The sequence below is a fragment of the Geomonas subterranea genome, assembly GCF_019063845.1.
Lineage (GTDB): Bacteria > Desulfobacterota > Desulfuromonadia > Geobacterales > Geobacteraceae > Geomonas > Geomonas subterranea.
The window spans coordinates 2,481,641-2,498,682 of the sequence record NZ_CP077683.1 but is presented as its reverse complement, the minus strand read 5'-3'; the positions used below and the strand labels follow the sequence as shown (position 1 = coordinate 2,498,682).

General features: G+C 63.5%; 14 protein-coding genes. 9 read left to right on the top strand and 5 right to left on the bottom strand.

Going from position 1 to position 17,042, the window contains the following annotated elements; all coding sequences use genetic code 11:
* Nucleotides 1-54 precede the first annotated feature (54 nt).
* The 6 genes from KP001_RS10850 (at nucleotide 55) to KP001_RS10825 (ending at nucleotide 8,191) form a co-directional block, all read left to right on the top strand.
* Complete coding sequence (locus KP001_RS10850) at nucleotides 55-2,562, top strand: response regulator (protein WP_217285666.1); 2,508 nt, start codon at nucleotides 55-57, stop codon at nucleotides 2,560-2,562.
* 70 nt (nucleotides 2,563-2,632) lie between these two features.
* Nucleotides 2,633-3,361 carry a hypothetical protein gene (locus KP001_RS10845; protein ID WP_217289515.1) on the top strand — a complete coding sequence of 243 codons (729 nt, stop codon included), beginning with the start codon at nucleotides 2,633-2,635 and terminating at the stop codon, nucleotides 3,359-3,361.
* 134 nt (nucleotides 3,362-3,495) lie between these two features.
* Nucleotides 3,496-3,696: a cold-shock protein gene (locus tag KP001_RS10840; protein ID WP_217289514.1), complete on the top strand. Its 201-nt coding sequence runs from the start codon at nucleotides 3,496-3,498 to the stop codon at nucleotides 3,694-3,696.
* 366 nt (nucleotides 3,697-4,062) lie between these two features.
* A complete protein-coding gene (locus tag KP001_RS10835) occupies nucleotides 4,063-4,752 on the top strand; it encodes a lipid-binding SYLF domain-containing protein (RefSeq protein WP_217289513.1) in 690 nt (229 codons plus the stop codon).
* A 24-nt stretch (nucleotides 4,753-4,776) separates the two neighbouring features.
* Nucleotides 4,777-5,523 (top strand): PilZ domain-containing protein, encoded by a 747-nt coding sequence (locus tag KP001_RS10830; RefSeq protein WP_217289512.1) that lies wholly within the window; start codon nucleotides 4,777-4,779, stop codon nucleotides 5,521-5,523.
* A gap of 148 nt (nucleotides 5,524-5,671) precedes the next feature.
* Complete coding sequence (locus KP001_RS10825) at nucleotides 5,672-8,191, top strand: ATP-binding protein (protein ID WP_217289511.1); 2,520 nt, start codon at nucleotides 5,672-5,674, stop codon at nucleotides 8,189-8,191.
* On the opposite strand, the gene murB is transcribed toward KP001_RS10825, so the two are convergent.
* The 3 genes from murB to KP001_RS10810 all read right to left on the bottom strand — a co-directional run bounded on the left by murB (nucleotide 8,188) and on the right by KP001_RS10810 (nucleotide 12,780).
* Nucleotides 8,188-9,153, bottom strand: a complete 966-nt coding sequence (murB, locus tag KP001_RS10820; RefSeq protein ID WP_217289510.1) for a UDP-N-acetylmuramate dehydrogenase — start codon at nucleotides 9,151-9,153, stop codon at nucleotides 8,188-8,190. The two genes, KP001_RS10825 and murB, sit on opposite strands and share 4 nt — an antisense overlap.
* Nucleotides 9,154-9,309: 156 nt before the next feature.
* On the bottom strand, nucleotides 9,310-11,004 hold the full coding sequence (locus KP001_RS10815; protein ID WP_239027969.1) for a methyl-accepting chemotaxis protein: 1,695 nt from the start codon (nucleotides 11,002-11,004) through the stop codon (nucleotides 9,310-9,312).
* A gap of 573 nt (nucleotides 11,005-11,577) precedes the next feature.
* Nucleotides 11,578-12,780: an exo-beta-N-acetylmuramidase NamZ family protein gene (locus KP001_RS10810; RefSeq protein ID WP_239027968.1), complete on the bottom strand. Its 1,203-nt coding sequence runs from the start codon at nucleotides 12,778-12,780 to the stop codon at nucleotides 11,578-11,580.
* A gap of 289 nt (nucleotides 12,781-13,069) precedes the next feature.
* On the opposite strand from KP001_RS10810, the gene KP001_RS10805 reads away from it, so the two are divergent.
* From KP001_RS10805 to KP001_RS10795, 3 genes are read left to right on the top strand one after another with little or no spacing between them, the layout of a single operon-like run.
* Nucleotides 13,070-13,864: a c(7)-type cytochrome triheme domain-containing protein gene (locus tag KP001_RS10805; RefSeq protein WP_217289508.1), complete on the top strand. Its 795-nt coding sequence runs from the start codon at nucleotides 13,070-13,072 to the stop codon at nucleotides 13,862-13,864.
* A 9-nt stretch (nucleotides 13,865-13,873) separates the two neighbouring features.
* Complete coding sequence (locus tag KP001_RS10800) at nucleotides 13,874-14,176, top strand: hypothetical protein (protein ID WP_217289507.1); 303 nt, start codon at nucleotides 13,874-13,876, stop codon at nucleotides 14,174-14,176.
* 28 nt (nucleotides 14,177-14,204) lie between these two features.
* Complete coding sequence (locus KP001_RS10795) at nucleotides 14,205-15,035, top strand: c(7)-type cytochrome triheme domain-containing protein (protein ID WP_217289506.1); 831 nt, start codon at nucleotides 14,205-14,207, stop codon at nucleotides 15,033-15,035.
* Here KP001_RS10795 and KP001_RS10790 read toward each other — a convergent pair.
* Together KP001_RS10790 and KP001_RS10785 are read right to left on the bottom strand one after the other, a co-directional pair.
* Nucleotides 15,032-16,255: a M20 family metallopeptidase gene (locus tag KP001_RS10790; protein WP_217289505.1), complete on the bottom strand. Its 1,224-nt coding sequence runs from the start codon at nucleotides 16,253-16,255 to the stop codon at nucleotides 15,032-15,034. The genes KP001_RS10795 and KP001_RS10790 overlap by 4 nt on opposite strands.
* A complete protein-coding gene (locus KP001_RS10785) occupies nucleotides 16,252-16,764 on the bottom strand; it encodes a GNAT family N-acetyltransferase (protein WP_217289504.1) in 513 nt (170 codons plus the stop codon). Before KP001_RS10785 ends, KP001_RS10790 begins: the two co-directional genes overlap by 4 nt.
* Nucleotides 16,765-17,042: the final 278 nt, after the last annotated feature.

The window sequence follows — 17,042 nt, the reverse complement described above, 5'->3', positions numbered from 1 at the left end:
CCTCTATCTTCCCCGTACCGAACCCGTTTCAGCGAGCTCCCCATGGATGCGCACATGAACGATGCGCCAACTGCGTCCCCCCCCTCGGATAACCTCCGGGTCTGGAGCGTCACGCTCCTCGCTTTTCTCATAGGTCTGTTCCTCTCCGGCTCCACGGTTTTGCTCTACGAAAGCAAGCGCCAGGACAGCCGCCGCCAGGCGGTCATGGACCTTACCACCAACGCTGGCCACGACATCCAGGAGTACCTGAACCGCTCCATTTCCTCCACCTACGCCCTTGCCGCGGTCATCCGTCAGGGCAACGGCAGGATCGACAACTTCCAGGAGCTGGCCAGGGAGATGCTGGATCTCTACCCGGGACTCTCCGCCCTGCAACTGGTTCCCGGCGGCGTCGTCACCGAAATTTTCCCGTTGCAGGGGAACGAGAAGGCCATCGGCCTGAACCTCCTGGACAAGTCCCATGCCAACACCGAGGCCGTGGAGGCGCTGCGCCACGGCTCGCTCACCCTGGCCGGCCCTTTCGAGCTGGTGCAGGGGGGGCTGGCGCTCATGGGGAGGCTCCCGGTATATCTGAAAGGGGCCGGGGGGGAGAAGCGCTTCTGGGGCTTCACCGCCGCGATGATCCGTCTGGAGAGCTTCTTCGAGGCGGTACATCTGCAGACCACGCTCACCCCCGACCTCAATTACCGGATCAGCCGCATCAAGCCCGACACCGGGACGATCGACGTCTTCTGGAACCATGGCGCTCCGCTGGTCAGGCCGGTGAGCCAGCACATCTCAGTCCCCAACGGGGAATGGATTCTTTCCGTCGAACCGGTTGGGGGATGGTACGCGCGACAGGTGGTTCTGGGGGAGGTAGCCCTGGTGCTGCTCCTGAGTTCCCTGGGTGCCCTCACCGCGTACTGGCTGGTGCGCCAGCCTATCGTGTTAAGGCGCATGGTCGAGGAGAGGACCCGGGAACTTTCCGCGACCAATGCACGGCTGCAGACCGAGGTGGTCGAGCGCAAGCACGCCGAGCAGGCCCTGCTGGCCTCGGAAGAGAAGCTCCGCTCCATCTTCGCCTCGCTCACCGACGTCATCCTGGTGCTGGATGCCGAAGGGCGCTACCTGGAGATCGCCCCCACCAGCACGAAACGTCTGTACCGCCCCCCCGACGAGCTGGTGGGGAGGAAGATACCGGACGTCTTTCCCGGGGAACTCGCCGACTTCTTCGTCTCCACCATCCGCAAGGCACTTGCCGCCGGAAAAACCATCACGGTCGACTACCCGCTGGTCATCCAGGGGGAGGAGATTTGGTTCACCGGCAACGTCACCCCCATGCCGGGCGACCGGGTGATCTGGTCCGCCCACGACATCACCCAGAGAAAGAGGGCCGAAGAGGAGCGTCTGAAGCTGGAAAAGCAGATGCTGCACGCCCAGAAGCTGGAGAGCCTCGGGGTGCTGGCCGGGGGGATCGCCCACGACTTCAACAACATCCTCACCGTCATCGTGGGCAACACCGACCTCGCTCTCATGCGGCTTGCCCCTGAGTCCCCCGTCATTGACAACCTGCGCCGGATCGAGACGGCGGCGGCCAGGGCTTCGGACCTGGCGCACCAGATGCTGGCCTACTCCGGCAAGGGACATTTTGTGACCGAGGAACTGGACCTGAACCGCCTGGTGGAGGAGATGGGGCAGATGCTGAGCGTTTCGGTCTCCAAGAAGGCGCAACTCGTCTACAACCTTGGCCGCCCCCTGCCGTCGATCACCGGTGACGCCACCCAGATCCGGCAGGTGCTGATGAACCTGGTCATCAACGCCTCCGAGGCGATCGGCGACGAGAGCGGGATCATAACCATTTCCACCGGGCGCCTGGAGTGCACCGAGCCCTACTTCAACGGCGGATGGCTCTCCGACCCCATCCAGCCCGGGCTCTACGCCTACGTGGAGGTGTCCGACAACGGTTGCGGCATGGACCGCGAGACCATGGCGAAGATCTTCGATCCGTTCTTCACCACCAAGTTCACCGGGCGGGGACTGGGGATGGCGGCGGTGCTCGGCATCGTGCGCGGCCACCTGGGCGCCATCAGGGTCTACAGCGAGCCGGAGAAGGGGAGCACCTTCAAGGTCATACTCCCCGCGGACGGCGCGGCGGTCGAGCCGCACCACGCGGAGTCCGCCCCGGAGCAGGCCTGGCGGGGGAGCGGCACGGTCCTCTTGATCGACGATGAGGACACCATCAGGGCGCTGGCGAGCGAGATGCTCGGGGAACTGGGGTTCGAGGTGGTGACGGCCGCCGACGGACGGGAGGGGATGGAGATCTTCCGCAGCCGCAACGATATCGTCCTGGTGCTGCTCGATCTGACCATGCCGCACATGGATGGCGAGCAGTGCTTCAGGGAACTGCGCCGGTTGGACCCGCGGGTCAAGGTGGTCATGTCCAGCGGGTTCAGCGAGCACGAGGTCTCCGGCAAGTTCCTCGGCAGGGGGATCTCCGGTTTCGTGCAAAAGCCGTACAAGCTCTCGGCGTTGCGTGATGTCCTCTCCTCGCTTAATTGGGAGAGCTCGGCCCGGATACGTTAATCCTCTTGTCAAGGCTCCTCTCTTTGAGTAGTATCAACGCCTTAGCCAAATCACACCGAGCGAGGATGTAATGAAATCACCATTGTTACGGGCACTGCTGCGGGCGGCCTCATTGTTGCTGGTTCTCGGCATCGCAGGCTGCGGCGAAATCGAATGGTTCCCACCGTACGTGAGGGAGCCGACGACCCCGGATTCCTTCTCTTTCCAGCCAAAAACCAACACGGAAATGAACGCACCGGTTACCTCCGAAGCCATCACTGTCTCAGGTCTTACCGGCGCATCCAGCCCCATATCCATAACCGGCTCTGCCTCGAGCAGCAGCACCTTCTCCATCGACGGCGCCGCTGCTGCCGCAAGCGGCTCCGTCAGTAATGGCCAGAAAGTCACGGTGACCCATACCTCGGCGAGCACCCCCGGGACGTCCACCGTGAGCACGCTCACAATTGGCACCGTGAGCGCCAACTTCGTCAGTTCCACTAAAATCCTCGGCAATTTCAGCACACCGGTCGCGGTGGGCTCCTATCTCCAGGCCGAGGCAGAAATTCGCAGTGTGGATAATATCGCGGCATCCCACACTATCAGCATCAAGGATTCCGCTTCCGGTAGCGCCATCTTCGTTCTTACCGAACCGGGTGTGGTCAATCCCGATTCCACCGCCATCTTTGGCAGCGTCACGCAGACACAGACTTTCATCACGAAGAAAATTTTCGTGCGCAACTTCGCCAGCGTCGTCAACGCGGGTGCTACCACTACCCTGACCATCGACGGCATCGACTATCCGGTGAAGCTGGTCCGGTAGCCGGCGAGGAGATCGCTGTGAAAACGCCGAAAACTTAAATAGCTTGCTTTGCCACTGGCAAGCTGCTAAGGTGTCCAAGTTCCGGAATGAACCGGACGAATAAACAGCAGAAAGCATGGAGAAGGTAAAAGTAAATGGTTAACGGAACTGTAAAATGGTTTAACGACAGCAAGGGGTTTGGTTTCATCGAGCAGGAGAATGGCGACGACGTGTTCGTTCATTTCTCCGCCATCACCGGCGACGGGTTCAAATCCCTGGCTGAAGGCGATAGCGTCACTTTCGAAGTGGCGAAGGGACCCAAAGGGCTGCAGGCGGCTAACGTCACCCGCGCCTAAAGGTTTTCATCAACGCAGCGAAAAAAGTCCCGGAGCGATCCGGGGCTTTTTTTTTGTCCTTTTTCCCGCCACCCCATCCCTCCTCCCGCGCTCTCTGCTCCAGCACCTCCGTTGACAACCTTTTCCCCTGTGTTATCCATTATTGGTCCAAATTAATATAAAAGGGGGGCGTGTTCATGAAGATCACCAGGACTACGAGGTATTGCTGCATCGCTGTCATCATGGCAGGAATATCGGTGGTTGGGCACATGGTCGCGAAGGACCGGGCAATGACTCCGGATCGAGATGCGTCGAAGCCGCACGCACAGGAGAGATAGCACCAGGGCCCGCAGGCTTTCAAGGCCGTGGCGGAAAAGGAGGTAAGCCATGAGTATCGCCAGGAAGATCTCGGTAGGTATGGTCGCCATGTTGCTGGTCGCATGCTGGGCCGGCGCCGCCTGCGCCAAGGGCGAAGCCAAGAAGGTTCAGAAGTCGGCAACTGTGCTGCAGGACATCATGAAGATACCGGAGAAGGGGATTCCCCCGGCGCTGCTGCGGGACGCCAAGGCGGTCGCCATCATACCGGGGGTGATCAAGGGGGCGTTCGTCGTGGGGGGGCGGCATGGCACCGGGGTCCTGTCCGTGAGAAAGGAGGACAGCAGCTGGAGCGACCCGATCTTCGTCAGCATCACCGGCGGCAGTATCGGATGGCAGGTGGGGGCCACCTCCACCGACCTCATCCTCGTCTTCAAGGAGCTAAAGGACGTGGATAAGCTGCTGCAGGGGAAATTTACCCTCGGGGCCGACGCCGGGGTCGCCGCCGGTCCGGTGGGGCGCAAGGTGGAAGCCGCGACCGACATCACCTTCAAATCGGGCATCCTCTCCTATTCGCGCAGCCGGGGCCTGTTCGCAGGCCTGTCCCTCGAAGGCGCGGCGCTCCAGGTGGACGACCAGGCCGATGCCGCTTACTACGGCAGGGAGATCGCGGCACAGGACATCATGGTGGGGAACGCCGGCAAGCGGATCGCCGCGAGCAACAGGCTGCGGCAGGAACTGAGCAGGGCGACCCAGGAGTAAATAGGCGCCCGGCCGGGCGCAGGCTTGGCGACCGGTGCCCTGGACTCTCAGCGGGGCGCCGGTCCCGGTCACGAGGCGATGGCGAGCGTCATGGAAGATACCAGGATATTGATGGTGGTGCGTGAGCCGGAGGCGAGGTCGGCGTACGAGCAGGCGCTCGACCGGATCGGCGTCAGCTACCACACGGCTTGCGACTTCAACGAGGTGCTGCGCATGACCGTGGAGTCCGCGTACAGCGGCCTCCTGGTCGACGTCCTGACCCTGGTGCGCTGCTCCAAGGAAGAAAAAAACATCGCCTACGATTGCATCAACTTCTACCCCACCTTGCGCATCAAGTGGGACGCCAGGCAGCAGAGCATCACGCCGGGCCCGCAGGAAAACTCCGCCGCCGATACCCACACCGCGCTCACCCGCTTCGTGCAGGAGCGCTGTGGCACCTTCCCAGCCCGTTGCCTGAGGCGTTTCGCCAGGAAGGACAGTTACCTGAGTCTGCTTCTTTCCCGCGACGGCCTCCCGTCCACCGCGGCGCTCAAGACCTTCACCGTCAACATCTCCCAGGGAGGGGCCTTCATACAGACCACCGATCCCTTCGCCAAGACCGACCGCGTTTGGCTTCGCTTCCCGGCGTTGGCAGAAGAGGCTCTTCAGGCCGGCGTCTGCTGGAGCATCCCCTGGGGAGGATGCCGCAGCATCCCCGGGATCGGGGTGATGTTCGACCAGGGGCTGTCGCCGCGCCAGGTCGAATGGCTGAAACAGGTCGCCCCAGCCTGAACCCTCCCACCTGAAACCTCACGAAACCCCCGTCAGGAGCATTTGCAGCTAAAGTATCCGTGGTTGATGCCGAGTAATCAGCTAAGGATTACCAAGATTTTCGTGGGATCACGCAGCTTGCGCCGCGCCCCCAGCAACAGGAAAGTAGATGATCAAACGGCTCCGCGACCTCTCCATCAGACGAAAACTCATTGCCATGCTGCTTTTCACCAACGCCGTTGTGCTGGCGCTGGTTTCGGCGGCGTTCGTGGTGAACGAGGCGAACCGGTTCCGGACCGAGATGCAGACCGAGCTCACGGCACTCGCGGAGATCATCGGCAACAACAGCTCCGCCGCGGTGGCCTTCAACGACCGGCAGGCCGCCGGGGACACCCTCGCAGCCCTCCGGGCCAAACCGTACATACGCACCGCCTTCATCGTGCTGCAGGACGACACGGTGCTGGCCCGTTACCTGGCGCCGGGGAAGCCGGCACGTTCCCTTCCGTTCGCCGTCACGGCCGGTGCCCGGCTTAGCATCGACCGGGGCAGCTTCAACTCCACCCTGCAGCGTTCCCGCTCACCCCTCGCCATAGGCGAAGACATCTATGGCGTCCACCGCATCCTGCTGGACGGCCAGCAGATCGGCACCGTGGTCCTGCAGTCCGACCCCCGCGAGTTCACCGACCGGTTGGCCCGTTTCTTCCTCCTGGTAACCGGGGTGATGCTGAGCGCCCTGCTCCTCGTTTACTTCATCGCTTCGCGGCTTCAGCGCCTGATCTCGACGCCCATCACGCATCTGGCGCAGGTGATCAAGGCGGTCTCGGTGGAGAAGAACTACTACATGCGGGCCCAAAAGCAGGGGGATGACGAACTGGGGACCCTGATAGATGGGTTCAACGAGATGCTGGTCCAGATCCAGCGGCGCGACCAGCAACTGGAGGCGCAGCGCCAGGAACTGGAGGGGGAGGTGCAGCGTCGTACCGGACAGCTCTCGGCTGCCAACCGGGAGTTGAACCAGACCGTGGCGGAGCTGCGATTATCAAAGGAGGCGGCCGAAGCCGCGAGCCTCGCCAAGTCCCAGTTTCTCGCCAACATGAGCCACGAGATCCGGACCCCGATGAACGGAGTGCTGGGGATGATCGGGGTACTGTTGGAAAGCGGACTCGGCGGCGAACAGCGCCGCTTCGCCGAGGCGGTGCGTAATTCCGGCGAGTCGCTGCTGTCCATCATCAACGACATCCTGGACTTCTCCAAGATCGAGGCGGGGCGCATGGAGCTCGAGCCCGCCCCAATCGACCTGCACGACATACTCGGCGGCGTGCTGGAGATCTTCGCGGCGGGGGCGCAGCGAAAAGGGGTGGGCATCTCGTTGCACCTCGACCCACGGTTGCCGCGCTACGTTGTCGGTGACCCGGTGCGTCTGCGCCAGATCCTGGTGAACCTCCTTGGGAACGCGGTCAAGTTCACCAGCCGCGGTGAGGTGCGCTTGACCGCGGCACCGCTGGAGGAGCAGGGGGAAGGGTGGCTCAGGTTCGAGGTGGCGGACACCGGGATCGGCATCCGCCCCGAGGCGCAGGCCCACATCTTCGAGAGTTTCTCCCAGGCGGACTATTCGACTACCAGGACCTTCGGAGGGACCGGGCTGGGATTGGCCATCTCCCGGCAGCTGGCCCAGCTGATGGAAGGGGAACTAGGTCTCAGCAGCGAGTACGGCGTCGGCTCCACCTTCTGGTTCAGCGTCAGGCTCCAGGTGCTCAAGGAGGTACCGGAAAGCCTGGCGTACCAGTCGGCCCCGCTGGAGGGGGGGGCGAAGCCGGTATTCGACGCCCACATCCTCGTGGCGGAGGACAACCCGGTGAACCAGGACGTGGTGCGGCATATGCTGGGGCAGCTTTCCTGCCGCGTGCAGATCGTCGCCGACGGGGAACTTGCCGTTGCCGCCTCGGCGCAGGGGGGGTATGACCTGGTCTTCATGGATTGCCAGATGCCGCACATGGACGGCTTCGCCGCCACCCGCGCCATAAGGGAGCGGGAGCGGAACGAGGGGGGAGGGCACCTGCCGGTGGTGGCCTTGACCGCCAACGCCCTGGCCGGCGATCGCGAGCTCTGCCTCGCGGCGGGAATGGACGACTACCTCAGCAAGCCTTTCGACTCCCGGCAACTGGCCGAGGTGCTGCTGCGCTGGATCCCGGAGTGCGCCACGATCGCTCCGGACAACGGGACCGCACCTGATTCCGCCGCGCGGGGGAGGACGGTCGAGGTGGTCGGGCCGGTACAGCATGAGGGCGCACCCGGGCACGGCGTGTCGCCCACGTCCGCTGGGGCGCCGGAACAGGAGGGTAAGCCGGAGCGTACAGGGGTGCCGGTCTTCGATCGGGACGGCCTGGTGCGGCGGCTGGGGGATGACGAGTTCGTGGAGATGTTCGTGGAGAAGTATCTGGACAGCACGGACAAGCTGATGGTCCTTTTGCGGAAGGCGGTCGAGGCGGAGGACTATCCTGAGGTGCGCCTGCAGGCCCATAGCATCAAGGGAGCCGCCGCCAGCATCGGCGCTGAAGTGATGCGCGAGGTCGCTCTCAAGATGGAGCAGTCGGCACAGCTGGAACAGGAGCGATCGGGGCTGCCGGAACTGCTCGGGGAGATGGAGCGGGCCCTGGCGGATTTCAGGCGCGTCGCCTCGCCCGCCTAAATGACGAGTCCGAGGGGGCTTACCTCCTCCTTGAGCTCGACTCCCAGTTTCCGCCGCACTTCCTGGCGCACCAGTCTCGCCAGTTCCACCACATCCCCCGCGGTGGCCGACCCCGTGTTCACCAGGTAGTTGGCGTGCCTGTGGCTCACCGCCGCCCCCCCCACGCTCAGACTGCGCAGCCCCGCCTGGTCGATGAGCCAGCCCGCCGGGATGTGGCACTCCCGGCAGCGCACCCCCTGCTCCTCCTCGAATCTCCTGACCAGTGCGGCGTCGTTGACCTCCGGGTTCATGAAGAACGAGCCCGCGCTCCGGTCGCAGGAAAGCTGCTTCGCCTCCCGCTTGGCAAGGGTCTGCGCCACCTTGGTCCGGATCTCGTCCTGATCCCCCGGTAACAGCGCCAGCAGCGTCCCTACCACGATCAGCCCGGGATCGCGTTTGAAGCGGCTGTCCCGGTAGCCGAAGTCGCATTGGTCCCGGCGCAGCGTCAGCGTCTGGAGCGTGGTGCTGTCGAGCGCCGAAACCGTGGCCACGACGTCACCGATGGCCCCGCCATAGGCCCCGGCATTCCCCCGCACCGCGCCTCCCACCGTACCGGGAATACCCGCCAGCGATTCGAGTCCCGACAGCCCCCAATCGGCCGTGCGGTGGACCAGCGTGGTCAGGTCGAAGCCGCCCTGCACCTGGACCATGCCGCCCGAGAAGGTGACCCGGTCCATGAGCAGCCGTATGGCGAGCCCCGGGAAGCCGTCGTCGCTCACGAGGAGATTGCTGCCACCACCCAGGATGCAGAAGGGGAGGTTCATGGCGCGGGCGAGGCGCAGCGCCTCCTGGAGTTCCCGCAGGTCGCGTGCGCCTACCAGAAAGCGGGCCGGGCCGCCGATCCGGAAGGAAGTGAACGGTGCCAGCGGCACGTTCTCCTGGATGTCGAGGTGGGGTTTCTTGTCCGGGTGGGGTTTTGGCATAGCGAATATAATACACGAGTTCGCGTCAATGCCAATCAGGCGGTGAGGAGCTGACGCCTTCGGACCAGCCGGGGCACCCGCGCAAAAGGGAAAGGGGACGGAAGGGAAAGGGGACGGGCACCAGGCGGAGCCAGTCCCCTTTCCGGTGGGGTGGTTTTAAAGCCTGAACCTCTGTACCATCTCCTGCATCTCGCCGGAGAGCCTGGAGAGCCGCTCGGAGGCTGCGGAGATCTCCTGGGCGCCATTGGCGCTTTGCTGCACGGTGCCCGAGATCTGGTGGATGTTGTTGGTGATCTCCTGGGTGGTGGCGGTCTGCTCCTCGGCCGCGGTCACGATCTGGTTGATCTGGCTGGTGACGTCGTTGATCTGGGTCAGGATGTCTTCGAGTGCTTCACCGGAGCGGGCCGCCTCGCCGGTGCCCCGCGCCACCTCCTCGACACCCTCTTCCATGGCCCGTACCGCCAGTTTGGTTTCCTGCTGGATGTTCTTGATCATGGTCCCGATCTCGCGGGTCGCCTTGGTGGTCCGCTCGGCCAGCGCCCTGACCTCGTCCGCGACGACGGCGAAGCCGCGCCCCTGCTCTCCGGCGCGCGCGGCCTCGATGGCTGCGTTGAGCGCCAGGAGGTTGGTCTGGTCCGCTATTTCCTCGATGGTGGCTACGATCTCGCCGATCTGGTCGCTACGGGTCCCCAACTGCTCCACCACGCCGGCGGAGTTGCGGACGTGGTCAGCGATCCTGTTCATCCCCTGAACGGTTTCCCTGACGATGGCGGCGCCGCTTTGGGCCGAACTGCTGGCGCGACCGGAGCTGCCGGCTGCCAGGTGGCAGTTGCGGGAGATGTCGTTGCTGGTGCAGGACATCTCCTCGCTGGCGACCGCGACTGTCTCGGCCTGGCTCACCACCGCCCCGGCGTCATCCGCCATGGAGCGCGCGTTGGCGTTGAGCTCGCCCGCGGCGGCAGAGACGTCGAGGGCGCTGCGGTTCACCTTCTCCATCACCTCCCTGAGTCCTTCGACCATGCGCCGCATCGCCTCGTAGATGCCGGTCCTCCCCGGCTCCAGCCGCACGGTAAGGTCCCCCGCCGCCACCTGCTGAGCGATTTCCTCCAGTTCCTCCGGCTCGGTGCCGATATGCGCGATCAGCCGGCGCACCACCAGGACCGCCACCAGGCAGATCGCTGCCAGGATCACCATGGTAAGCGCCACCACCAGGTAGACGTCCTTCATGATGAGCTGCTTGTTCGCGTCGGCGGCCTTGGCCACGAGGATGTCCAGGTCGTCGACGTAGGTGCCGGTGCCGACCACCCAGTCGAAGGGGGCGAAGTAGAGGGAGTAGCCGCGCTTGGGTGCGGGGGCGTCACTACCCGGTCGCGGGAAATGGTAGTCGGTGAAACCGCCACCTGGCAGTTTTCCCTTCTGGATGATCTCCCGGATCAGGTATTTGCCCTTGGCGTCCTGGAGGTTCATGCGGTTCTTCCCTTCGGCGGGTTTGCCAAGCAGCACCACGTTGGTGCCGTCGGAGGTGTCGGCCCAGAAATAGCCGTCCTTGCCGAACTTGAGCCCCCTGAGCAGGTCAGCCCCCTGCTTTTTCGCATCGTCCGCAGTGATCTCCCCCTTTTGCTGGCGGTCGCTGATTTCCTGCAGCAGGCTGACCGCGGTCTGTACCTCGGCCTTGGCCAGGAGGTCGGAGTTGATGTAGAGGGATTCACGGTAGGACTCGTTGAACCTGGCAGTGAGGTCATAAAACTGCTTCATCACAGTCAGACCGGTCGGGGCTCCCAGTACGCAGCAGCTTACCAGCACCAACAGGAGGAGCTTTGTTTGAAAGGACAGCCTGTTTTTGTGTTTCATGTGTGGTTCCTCATCTAGAGGCGCGGTTGCCTCGTTCTTTCCATCGCCATCTCATATCGGCACTTTTGTCTGTAAATTGAGGATTTTTTGCCACGAATGAGCGCCGGAGCGAAGTTGTGATGTGTCTCTGCATAAAAAACCTCAAGTCGCGCGCAACCCTGGCGATAAGGTGACAGCGTTGACATGGAAGGGATGCCGGGGCACAGAAGTGCGCAGGCCGGGCTAGGGCCGGACCTGTGCCAGAACGGCGCCGCAGGCAACGCTGTTCCCTTCTGCCATGTGATCGGTGTTTTTTAGCGGCCGATACCGATGAGAGGTGCACCGGGGGTATCCGAGAGGGTACCCCTTCTTTTTGGCTCTAAAGCGATCCGTGTTGGTTCATGTGGAGCTTCGGGAAGATCGGGTGCGGTGGAGAGTCGCCCCCCGGTGAGCTGAAATGGGGGGCTTCGAAAATTGCGGCAACCTGGATGTTGTTGCCCGCCACGCGATGCACGTGAACCCGCGTACCCCCCTTGGCGAAGGGGGGAGGAGGGGGGTATTTGCTTTTTTCGTGGGCTGAACCGTGCCGATGGATCAGTAAAGCAGGTAGGGCTTGCGCTGCTCCAGGAACCGTTTCACCCCCGGGGTCCAGCGGGCCTCGATGGCCGTCGCGGCCTCGCCGTCCTGCAGCCCCTTGCGCAACTGCGGTGAGCCCGCCATGTCGTCGATGCCCCCACGGAAGAACAGGGCGCGGGATTTCTCGGGAAGCGCCGCCTGCAGGGCGGCGAGAAGGGCCACCCCCGTCTCTACCGGCAGTACCTTGCGGTAGTCGGTGATCTCGATGCTCACCCCCGCCACCTCCCGGTCGCGGTACTTGGGCGCGCTCGAGACGCCCGGGAGCCGGACCGGGGTGAACTGCAACGGGTCGAACCGCAATCCCGGGAGCTGTGCCTCGTTAAGGCGCAGGGCCAGCGCCTTGGCGTCGATGCCGGGCCACCCGGCGATCTGGAAGGGCCTCGTGCTGCCCCGCCCTTCCGAGGCACCCGTCCCCTCCAGGAGGCCGGTCCCCGGGTAGAGCAGCACCGATTCTATGGCGGCAAGGTTCGGGCTGGTCGCAACCCAGGCAAGTCCCGTGTCCTGCCAGCGCATCTCCCGCTGCCACCCCTGCATGCGCACCACCCGCAGGTCCAGTTTCTCCAGGTCCGGCAGCATCCGCTCTCCCTTGATCATTCCCGCCAGTTCCCCGACCGTCAGCCCGTGCGCCAGCGGAATGGGGTAGAGCGAGGTGAAACTCCCCGGGATCTGCTCCCTCACGAATCCGGCGACGTAATCGCCCCCCAGCGGGTTGGGGCGGTCGAGCACCATGAACGGGATGCCGGCCTCGGCCGCGGCCTGCATGGCGAGTCCCATGGTGGATATGTAGGTGTAGAATCGCGCCCCGGCATCCTGGATGTCGAACACCATCAGGTCGATCCCGTTCAAGTCGTCCGGGCGCGGCTTCTTGCTGGCGCCGTACAGGCTCTTCACCGGCACGGGCGCGGATACGTCATCGGCCAGCTTGACGCCGTCCTCCGCCTTCCCCTTGAGGCCGTGCTCGGGTGAGAAGATCAGGGCCGGCTTCACCCCTTTTTGCTCCATCAGCGCAAGGAGGTGGGTATCCCCCACCATGGCGGACTGGTTGGTGACCAGGGCGAAGCGCTTTCCCTGCAACGGGAGGAAACCCTGCTCGCTCAGGACCTGGGCACCGGTCTTGACGGTCTCCGCCCGGCAGGTCAAGGGGAACAAAAGGAACAGCATCAGGGTTACTGCGAGAACGGGGGGTGAAACTCGAAACACGGTGTACCGCCTTCTGGTAGAGATGATGGCAGAGCTTACTCCAGAACTTTCCGTGAAGGCAAGCTCCATGCGGTTCTTCGGTGAGCTGGATCACACTGTGGCTCGGATCGCTCCTGACAGATTGGGTGATTTTCGTGAACACTCAGTAAAAATAAGCCTTGTCATATTGATGTTTTTGAAATAGATTATTCACATTTAGCGATGATAATCATGTCTTCCCAGCTGTCAGGGATGACCGGGAGGGAGTGCTATGAAACGACTTTTTCTAGTTGGTCTGATCCTCTTTTGCGGCGCCGGTGTGCTTTGGGGTGCCGGGACCAAGAAAAAGAAGCCTCTGCCGCAGGACTTCGGGAGCGTGACCATCAGCAACTTCTCTCAGCAGGCCGGGATGGCGCCGGTCGTTTTCGACCACTGGGTGCACCGCAAGAATTACACCTGCCGGCTGTGCCATGTGGACATCGGTTTCGGCATGACCGCCAATTCCACCCAGATCCGCGCCGTCGACAACAGCAAGCGCTTCTTCTGCGGTGTCTGCCATAACGGCTCCTCGACCATCAACAAGGTGAAGATCTTCGATTCCTGCGCCACCAGCTACACCAGGGAGGAGTACAAGCGCTGCGTCAAGTGCCACGCCCTGGAGAAGGACCCGGCCAAGGAAGAGGCCTTCTACCGCTTGCAGGAGAAGATGCCCCGCGAGACGTTCGGCAACGGGATCAACTGGGAGAAAGCCGAGGAGACCGGCCAGCTGAAGCTGATCGACTCCCTGGAGGGGGTCTCCTTCAAGAAGAGCTCGATGAAGGTCCAGAAGGACTTCGCGTTGAAGGGGAAGGTGGACGGGATGCCGGACATCATCTTCTCGCATCAAAAGCACACGGTATGGAACGGCTGCGAGGTCTGCCACCCCGACATCTTCGTCGGCATCAAGAAGGGGGCGACCAAGTACTCCATGATCGACCTTTTCGACGGCAGGTACTGCGGTGTCTGCCACGACAAGGTGGCCTTCCCGCAAAGCGACTGCAAGCGCTGCCATTCAAAGCCGGTCTAGGGGGGAGCGATGAGCTTCGTGACGATGAAAGGCGTGATCGCGGCTGCCCTTCTGGCCTTGGCCCTGGCGCAGCCGGTCCGCGCCGAGGAGGCCTGGCAGGCGACCTTCGACGATACCTGCGCCAGGAGCAACCAGGCGATGGCCATGTCGGTGCAGGAACTGCGCGACCTGCTGGACAGGTGCGACGCGCTGCGCAAGGTGATCGAGACCCAGGAGGAGTCGGTGCGCAAGGTCTACCTGAAGCGGCTTTCGCTGTGCCGCAACCTGTACGCGTACATGCTGGAGTACAAGCAGAACAACCAGGCCAAGTAGGCCTGCCCGGTGTAGGGGGAGTGCCAGGATGGATTCGGGGATAATGCGGAAGGGGATGAGGGTGCTGTCGCGTGCGGTGCCGGCGTGCGCCCTGGTGCTCGTGATGAGTTCGGGCGGCTCCGCCATGGACCGCAGTGAGCTCGCCAAGGTGCTGAAGACCATTCCCCCCAACGGTCCCTTCGCGAAGTTCGGCAACGTCACCATGCGCACGCGCGCCAAGGAGGCGGGGATGGCGCCGGTGGTCTTCCCGCACTGGGTGCACCGCGCCCGCTACACCTGCCGGGTATGCCACCTGGAGCTCAACTTCGGGATGAAGCGCGGCGACACCGGCATCACCCGCGCCCTCTACACCAAGGGGAAGTTTTGCGGCGTCTGCCACAACGGCACCACCGCCTTCGGCGTGCAGAAGGCGGATGCCCAGTGCCACCGCTGCCACATGGAGAACACCAGGGACCTGGACAAGCGCTTCGAGGAGTTCGCCGAGGGGCTCCCCCTCGCCAGCTTCGGCAACGGCATCGACTGGGCCGCCGCCTACCGCGACGGGAGCATCCGCCCCATGAACTCCATCAACGGCGAGATCGCGCTCCCCTTCCCGGACAAGCTGAAGCAGCCGCTCAAGCTCGGCACCGCCTCGCCCAGAAGCGACGTGAGCTTCTCCCACCAGGAGCACTTCGCCGAGCTGGACTGCTCCAGCTGCCACCCCGACATCTTCAACATCAAGATGAAGTCGACCACCGCCTTCACCATGGAAACCAATATCTACGGCAACTTCTGCGGTGCCTGCCACATGCTGGTCTCCTTCCCCATGAACGACTGCAGACGCTGCCACAAGGGGATGAGCAATAGCATCGGCTACTAGCTTCTCCCTCCCGTCACGCACCCCACCCAGCTCGCCTGCCGGTCGAAGCAGTTCAGCGCCCCCCGGCGCTCCAGGGCGAGCCCCGCGTACTGGTCCATCCCAAGGCACAGCGCCGCGTATATCCTCGCCGCCGCCAGCACCTCCGCGAAACTCACCTGTTCTTCGGGGGTGTGGGAGATCTCCAGTGCGCCCGGCCCCAGGATGAGCGGGCGGCATCCCGCCGCGTGGAACAGGTTGCCGTCGGAGTGGGAACGGAAGGCCTCGAATTTGAGGGTGAGCCCGAGGCGCTGGTAGGTCTGTTCCAGGATGCGCGCCAGCGCGTTGTCGGTGCCGAGGTTGTAACCGGCGGAGGCGAAGTCGAAGGCGACCGAGAGGTCGAGCCCGGGGATGAACTGGCCCGCGCCGGCGATGATGCGGCGGATCGCCTGCTCCACGGAGTCCGGGTCGCGCTCGGGGGGGAGGTGCAGGTCGATCCACGCCTCGCAACGGTCCGGCACCACGAACCCCTTCTGCGAGGAGCGCATCTCGCGGATCGAGTACACGATCTCCGACTCCCCCCGCTTGAACAGGGAGTCCTTGCCCAGGTGCAAAAGCACCCGCAGCATCGACTCGACCGCGTTGTGCCCAAGTTCCGGGAGAGACGAGTGGCTCCTCACCCCCCGCGTCACGAAGCCTGCCTCCAGGTAGCCGAAGTGCGCGAAGCAGGCGGAAAGGCTGGTGGGCTCGCCGATCACGGCCCAGGGGGCGCGGACATCCTTCAGGAAGGCGGCGCTGCCGTCGCCGTTTTCCTCCTCGCCCACCACCAGCAAAAGCCCGACGCTTGGGCGCCGCCCCGGTTTGAGCGCCTGCGCCAGGGCGAGCCACGTCTCCACCATGGCGGCGCAGCCACCCTTCATGTCGGCGCTCCCCAGCCCCCGGACCATCTCCCCTTCCTCGCGCGCCCCGAACTCCTCCAAGTCCCAGGCGGGAACCGTGTCCACGTGCCCCACAAGGTAGAGCCTCGGCTCGTCCTCCCCCATGGTGACCCGCAGGTTGTAGCGTTCCTCCTCGACCTCCTGGCGCTCCACCGAAAAGCCGGCCCGGGAGAGAAGGTCCTCCAGGTAGAGCTGGATGTCCTCTTCCTTCCCCGAGGGTGAGTAGATGTCGAGCAGGTCGCTGAGGGTAGCTTTGAGCCGGGCCGGGTCGATGGCGGCCATGACCTCTTCGAGGCGGCCGCTCATGATTTCTTCACCGGTTTTTTCTTGTGCCGCTTGGAGAGGTTGAGCGTCATGTAGAGGTGTTCCTGCACGTTGTCGAAACCGTGCTTCTTGAAGAACCGGATGGCCGGCGCGTTGTCGGCCGAGGTGTCGATGATGATCATGCGTACCCCCTGTTCCTTGAAGCGCCTTTTCAGTTCCTTGAACAGCCGTGCCCCGACCTGCAGCTTTTGCAGTTCGCGACGCACCCCGAGCCACACCAGGTAGCCGTATTTCCAGGGCGAGTGATGCTTTTTCACGGTGGTGCCGAGGGCGAAGCCGAGGATGCGGTCGTCATGCTCGGCGACGATGCAGAGCTCGTTGTCCGAGTTGAACAGCGTGGTGATCTCGTACTCGTCCCAGGTGCGGTAGAGGCTTTGCGAATATTCGGCTGTGAAGACCTCCTCGCCGATGTGGAACACTTCCGGCAGGTCCTCAATAATCATCTGCCGGATGCGCGGCGTCTCTTCCTCGTGCGTCTCGTTTGGCTGCATGGCCTACCTCGTGAACTACCGGGATTTCTGCTGCTGACATTATATCAGAGTTGGACTGCCGCAGACTGGGACAGTTGTTTTGGCCTCTGGCAGGAGATAACGGCCGCTTGACCCGTTAGCTCAACGGTATCTCAGGAACAGCCATGTTGCAGGCCGCGTGAGGACGTAACTTCAACGGTGATGGACATTATCCAGCCGCGGTAGTGCGGAGGCAGACACAGCGCGGGCCGCTGTTGTCATTGTTTTGACCCCGTGCCGCGAATTAGTTGCCGATATTG